This window comes from Lysinibacillus sp. NPDC086135, assembly GCF_044746345.1.
Classification (GTDB): Bacteria; Bacillota; Bacilli; order Bacillales_A; family Planococcaceae; genus Lysinibacillus.
Genome location: NZ_JBIVCA010000034.1, coordinates 21167 through 27189 on the forward strand (window position 1 = coordinate 21167; position 6023 = coordinate 27189).

5 protein-coding genes are annotated in these 6023 nt (G+C 37.0%); 3 read left to right on the top strand and 2 right to left on the bottom strand.

Going from position 1 to position 6023, the window contains the following annotated elements; genetic code table 11:
• Nucleotides 1-2 precede the first annotated feature (2 nt).
• A complete protein-coding gene (locus tag ACIPKN_RS25990) occupies nt 3-1247 on the top strand; it encodes a Glu/Leu/Phe/Val family dehydrogenase (RefSeq protein ID WP_400941744.1) in 1245 nt (414 codons plus the stop codon).
• A 185-nt stretch (nt 1248-1432) separates the two neighbouring features.
• The gene (locus ACIPKN_RS25995; RefSeq protein WP_400941747.1) at nt 1433-2596 is read left to right on the top strand and encodes an iron-containing alcohol dehydrogenase; all 1164 of its coding nucleotides are present in this window, start codon (nt 1433-1435) and stop codon (nt 2594-2596) included.
• A gap of 135 nt (nt 2597-2731) precedes the next feature.
• Here the strand turns inward: ACIPKN_RS25995 and ACIPKN_RS26000 are convergent, their stop codons facing one another.
• Nucleotides 2732-3727: a cation diffusion facilitator family transporter gene (locus ACIPKN_RS26000; RefSeq protein WP_400941750.1), complete on the bottom strand. Its 996-nt coding sequence runs from the start codon at nt 3725-3727 to the stop codon at nt 2732-2734.
• A 15-nt stretch (nt 3728-3742) separates the two neighbouring features.
• Nucleotides 3743-4459 (bottom strand): MgtC/SapB family protein, encoded by a 717-nt coding sequence (locus ACIPKN_RS26005; RefSeq protein ID WP_400941753.1) that lies wholly within the window; start codon nt 4457-4459, stop codon nt 3743-3745.
• 353 nt (nt 4460-4812) lie between these two features.
• Here ACIPKN_RS26005 and ACIPKN_RS26010 point away from each other — a divergent pair, with 353 nt between their 5' ends.
• Nucleotides 4813-5712, top strand: a complete 900-nt coding sequence (locus tag ACIPKN_RS26010) for a DMT family transporter (RefSeq protein ID WP_400941755.1) — start codon at nt 4813-4815, stop codon at nt 5710-5712.
• Nucleotides 5713-6023 lie beyond the last annotated feature (311 nt).

Consider the following 6023-nt stretch of genomic DNA (forward strand, 5'->3'; position numbering starts at 1 on the left):
ATATGTCTGAAAACTTAAATCTGTTCACATCTACTCAAGAAGTCATTCAAGAGGCTCTAAATAGACTTGGTTATGACGAAGCTATGTATGAATTATTAAAAGAGCCGCTTCGCATGCTACAAGTTCGTATTCCAGTGAAATTGGATGATGGTACAACAAAAGTATTTACTGGTTACCGTGCACAACATAATGATGCTGTAGGGCCAACTAAAGGTGGGGTACGTTTCCATCCGGCAGTATCTGAGGAAGAAGTTAAAGCGCTTTCAATGTGGATGACATTGAAATGTGGTATCGTAGATCTACCTTATGGCGGTGGTAAAGGCGGTGTCATCTGTGACCCTCGTCAAATGTCTATGGATGAAATCGAGCGATTGAGCCGTGGATATGTACGTGCAGTTAGTCAAATCGTAGGACCAACAAAAGATATTCCTGCTCCAGACGTATTTACGAATGCACAAATTATGGCATGGATGATGGATGAATACAGCCGTATGGATGAATTCAACTCACCAGGTTTCATCACAGGTAAGCCACTAGTGCTTGGTGGTTCTCAAGGTCGTGACCGTGCAACTGCACAAGGTGTAACAATCGTTATCCAAGAAGCAGCGAAAAAACGTGGCATTGATATTAAAGGTGCACGTGTTGTAATTCAAGGCTTCGGTAACGCAGGTAGCTTCCTTGCGAAATTCATGCATGATTTAGGCGCGAAAGTAATCGGTATTTCAGATGCTTATGGTGCACTTCATGATCCTGAAGGTTTAGATATCGACTATTTATTAGATCGTCGTGATAGCTTCGGTACTGTAACAACATTATTTGAAAATACAATTTCAAACAAAGAATTATTAGAGCTTGATTGTGATATTCTAGTGCCAGCTGCTATCGAAAACCAAATTACTGCTGACAATGCACACAATGTTAAAGCAAACATTGTAGTAGAGGCAGCGAACGGTCCAACAACTGCTGAAGCTACTAGAATTTTAACTGATCGTGGCATTTTACTTGTACCAGACGTATTAGCATCTGCTGGTGGTGTAACAGTTTCTTACTTCGAATGGGTACAAAATAACCAAGGTTATTACTGGACGGAAGAAGAAGTTGAAGAACGTCTTTACAAAAAAATGGTTGATGCATTTGAAAACGTTTATACAACAGCGACAACACGTAACATTAATATGCGTTTAGCAGCTTATATGGTAGGTGTTCGCCGCACTGCAGAAGCTTCACGCTTCCGTGGGTGGGTTTAATCAATATATATAAGAAAAACGGGTCATTCCTAGTCGGATGACTCGTTTTTTATGTATGCAAGCAAAAGTGCAAAGGAAAAATTATGTTTAGAGTGAATACAATGACAGTGGAGTCAAAATTGGTTTAAATCTTTGCTTTCGTCAATAGAAATATGAGAAAATCCAAGTAGAAAGGGGCGAATTGAATGGATTCATTTACATTTTATAACCCAGTGAAGTTACATTTTGGTGAAAATGCACTGGAAAAGCTTGCGAATGAGTTAGCGCAACATGGTGAAAAGGTGTTAGTTGTCTACGGTGGAGGCAGTGTTAAGAAAAATGGTGTATACAATGCTGTTATCGAAAAGTTACAAGAAGCCAATAAAATAATATTTGAACTTAGCGGTGTTGAGCCAAATCCACGTGTGGAAACAGCAAGACTTGGTATTGATCTTTGTAAAAAAGAAGAAATTGATCTAGTCCTAGCTGTTGGTGGCGGTTCTGTAATTGATTGTTCTAAGTTAATAGTCGCAGGTGCAAAATATGATGGCGATGCTTGGGATATTGTAAAACGTAAAGTAATTGTGGAGGACGCTTTACCGCTTGGGACTGTATTAACGCTAGCTGCAACAGGTTCCGAAATGAACTCAGGTTCTGTCATTACAAACGCTGCGACAGAAGAAAAACTAAGCTGGGGTAGCCCTGCTGTATTCCCAAAATTTTCGATTTTAAATCCAGTGTATACAGTGACTGTACCAAAAAATCATACAGTTTACGGTATCGTTGATATGATGTCGCATGTACTTGAACAATATTTCCATAATACGACGAATACACCGATTACAGATGAAATGTGTGAAGGAGTATTACGAACGGTCATTACAACAGCACCTACACTGTTAGAAGATTTAGAAAATATCCAGTTGCGTGAAATAATTTTATTAGCAGGAACAATTGGGTTAAATGGATTCTTATCAATTGGCTCTCGTGGAGATTGGGCATCACATAATATTGAGCACGCTGTTTCTGCGGTTTACGATATTCCGCATGCAGGAGGTTTAGCGATATTACAACCACATTGGATGCGTCTAAGTGTACCCGTAAATCCAGAGCGTTTTGCACGTATTGCAATACGCGTTTTCGGTGTCGACGCAACTGGGAAGTCTCCAGAAGAGGTTGCGTACGAAGGAATTGATCGTTTATCGGCATTCTGGACTTCTCTAGGAGCTCCAAGTAGTCTAGCGGATTATGAAATTGACGATTCAAAATTCCTTCAAATTGTAGAACATGCTATGCAAAATGGACCCTTTGGAAACTTCAACAAATTACAGGAAGAAGATGTGCGAACTATTTTGCAAAACTCCCTATAACTCCGTGATTGCTTAATAGAAGATACAAAGAAGTAAACAAGAATAGAGTTATCTGGTACTTGTATAAAAAATAGCCAACTGCCTGAAATATGGCAATTGGCTATTTATCTTATTTAAAATGTTTTGGATAATAAGTTATTGTTTGAATGTTGAGTTTTCCGGTCTTTCGCCAATATGCACCCAATCTAGTTTCCCGTCATCCTCATCAAATAGAATGGCTACTTTCGATACACCCTTCTGACTTAAAATGACCTCTGTTAAATGGTCGCGTACATCATCTAGAAAAGCGAGTGATAGATTGGGGTCAGCTTCAGCAACTAATTCCACATGTAAAAACTCACCTTCTTTAATGACTTCTAGGCGAACAATATCTTTAATGTTTGGGTCATCCATTACAAGGTGAGCAATATGATTTAGCATTTCTTCGTCTGTTTCACCAATAACTCCACGTGCATTATCAAGGAACACTTTTGCTACAACATAGAACATCATAAAGCCAATAATCATCGAAACGAGTCCTTCTATATTTGCCCAGCCTGTAAAGTGCGCAATTAAAATAGCACCGAAGGCCAACACATTACCACCTGTAGCTACTAAGTCTTCCATAAATACTAATTTTGTTGCTGGTTTTGCGCGATTTAAATAAGGGAAAGCTTTAGGGATAGCTGTTATTATTCCCGTTTTTTCCTGTCCAGCGTCATGAAGTATTTCAACGGCAGCTTTTGCAAGAACTGACCCTTCTAAAACAATACCGATCAATAATACGCCAAGTGCAATGAGCATTCCTTTAGATTCTCCAGCGGGGTGTATAAAATGATGCCAGCCTTCTTTTATGGTTTCATAAGAAAGGATCGCCACGATTATAACAGCAAATAGACAAACTAAATTTACAATTCGGCCAAAGCCTCCCGGAAATTGTTTTGTCGGTGCTTTTTTCGACAGCGCTGAGCCGATATAAACGAATAATTGGTTTGCTGCATCTCCTAGTGAGTGCATCATTTCTGCAAACATGGCAACATTACCTGTAAAGAAGAAGGCAACACCTTTAATAATTCCTAAAAAAGCATTGACTACTGCTGCCAACAGAGAGGGCTTATTCCCATTTTTTAATAGTTTTATTATTTCTACCACGAAAGAATCCTCCAACTAGTTTAAAATTTCCATTTCGATTTTTTCAATATAGGGTAGTGCTCGTAATGAACGATAAAATGACAGTAAGTTATCAGAGACTATTAATGATAAGCGTAAATCTAATTCGTGATAAACATTATTATAATTTGGAACATCTTGAATGCGTATGTTTTCAATAATAATATTGTTTTCCTTTAAGAATTGTAAAAAGGATTCACTATTGTCATCATTGTTAATCTGAACTTTCAATGATATTTCTCGCATACGAATTCTTTTTGGTCCTATTTTCATTAGAAACGGCGATAAAACCTCAATTCCGAAGACAATGATAATAACAGCTAATGTAGCATCTATATAAAAGCCTGCGCCAACAGCAATTCCTATCCCAGCAGCTCCCCAGATCATTGCTGCGGTTGTTAAACCTGAGATACTATCATTCCCTCGTCTTAGAATAACACCTGCTCCAAGAAATCCAATCCCACTAACAATTTGGGCAGCCAAGCGTAGAGGGTCCATTGTAATATTGATTTCTGACCTTGGGGGTGTTGAATAGGCGGTTTCAATCGAAATGACAGTTAATAAACAGCTAAATGTAGCGATAACTAAGCTCGTTTTTAATCCTACAGGCTTCTTTTTTAATTCCCTTTCGATACCGATTACTAAACTTAATGTGGCTGCAATTACTAATTTTATGCCAACTTCATATGTAATCATATTTTCCAAGGTTTCCATACGCAACCCTCCACAGATATTTCGTATTGCTAAGAGATATGCAAGGTGTCATTATTATATGTACATTACTTTTTTGTATTGTACATCACGATCGTAATGAAGTATAAGTATTTTTAATTTCTTTCACCACATATTTTGGGGAGCGAAAGCGAAGCGGCAGCAACAAATGTTTTCTGTGCGAAAGCGAAGCGGCAGCAACAAATGTCTTAACCTTTATAGGTAGTGAGAGGAATATGAGTATAAGTTAAGGTTTCCGGCGGATGACACGGAATTGGAAAGGAGTCCTTTTGCGGGCATAAAGCCAAATCCAAACGTAATGATGCCGAGGCAAAATTAATTGGAGGTTGGATTTAATGGAGAAACCCAAAATTCATCCATACATTCCTATTTTTATTGGCGTAATTTCTGTATCCCTATCAGCCATATTTGTAAAATTAGCAAATGCAGAAGCGGGGGTTATTGCGTTTTACCGTATGTTCTTTTCGGTGTTAATAATGGCTCCTCTGTTTTTTTGGAAGTACACTAACGAGGTAAAGGAATTAAGAATACGTGATTGGCTATTTTCTTCTGTTGCTGGCATATTTTTAGCCTTTCATTTTATTTTATGGTTTGAATCACTCAATTACACTTCTGTAGCAAGTTCTACAGTTTTGGTTACACTACAGCCATTGTTTGCATTTGTAGGTACATATTTTTTCTTTAAAGAGAACATTACTTTGAAAACCATTTTTGCAGGAGTTATTGCTATTGTCGGTAGTATTTTAATTAGTTGGGGAGATTTTAAACTTAGTGGTACTGCATTTTATGGAGACATGCTTGCTCTTGTCGCGTGCGTACTTGTTACAGCTTACTTTTTATTTGGACAAGATGTACGGAAAAGACTATCCCTTGTGACATATACGATGATTGTTTATGCTGTTAGTACAATTACATTGTTTATCTATGTTCTTATTAAGGGGGAATCGTTCGGCCCTTATTCAACTATGGACTGGATATGGTTTATTTTATTAGCGATAGTTCCTAATTTATTTGGTCATACTCTATTTAATTGGTCAATTAAATACGTTAGTACAAATGTAGTCTCCATTGCGATTTTATTTGAACCAATTGGCGCGGCCATTTTAGCTCTTCTAATTTTTAAAGAGTATTTAATAGCCACACAAATTATTGGTGGATTCATTGTTATAGTAGGAATTCTCTTATTTGTAGTTGATGAGAAAAAGATTTTTAAACTTTTTTTTAAAAAAGCTTGATTTTTAAATTGCTATATTATATATTATTACTTGTCCTTAACAAGAAGGACGACTTAAAAAAAGATTTTAAAAAAAGATTTTAAAAAAAGAATTTTAAAAAGTTGTTGACTTCTTGTTGAATACAAGTTATGATAATAAAGTCGCTGAAAACAACAGTGACGAAATGAACCTTGAAAACTGAACAAGCAAAACGTAATCAATAAAGTTTTTACTAGTTAACCTTGAGTTAGTGAACGAAACAAAATTTTGGACATCAAACATGATGCCAGCAAAACAATTTGAGCTAATCAAATTTCTTTTTATGGAGAGTT

What these genes read in the sequence shown, in the direction of transcription:
- ACIPKN_RS25990 (WP_400941744.1), top strand. Translation starts at nt 3, where the DNA reads ATGTCTGAAAACTTAAATCTGTTCACATCTACTCAAGAAGTCATTCAA.
- ACIPKN_RS25995 (WP_400941747.1), top strand. Translation starts at nt 1,433, where the DNA reads ATGGATTCATTTACATTTTATAACCCAGTGAAGTTACATTTTGGTGAA.
- ACIPKN_RS26005 (WP_400941753.1), bottom strand. Translation starts at nt 4,459, where the DNA reads ATGGAAACCTTGGAAAATATGATTACATATGAAGTTGGCATAAAATTA.
- ACIPKN_RS26010 (WP_400941755.1), top strand. Translation starts at nt 4,813, where the DNA reads ATGGAGAAACCCAAAATTCATCCATACATTCCTATTTTTATTGGCGTA.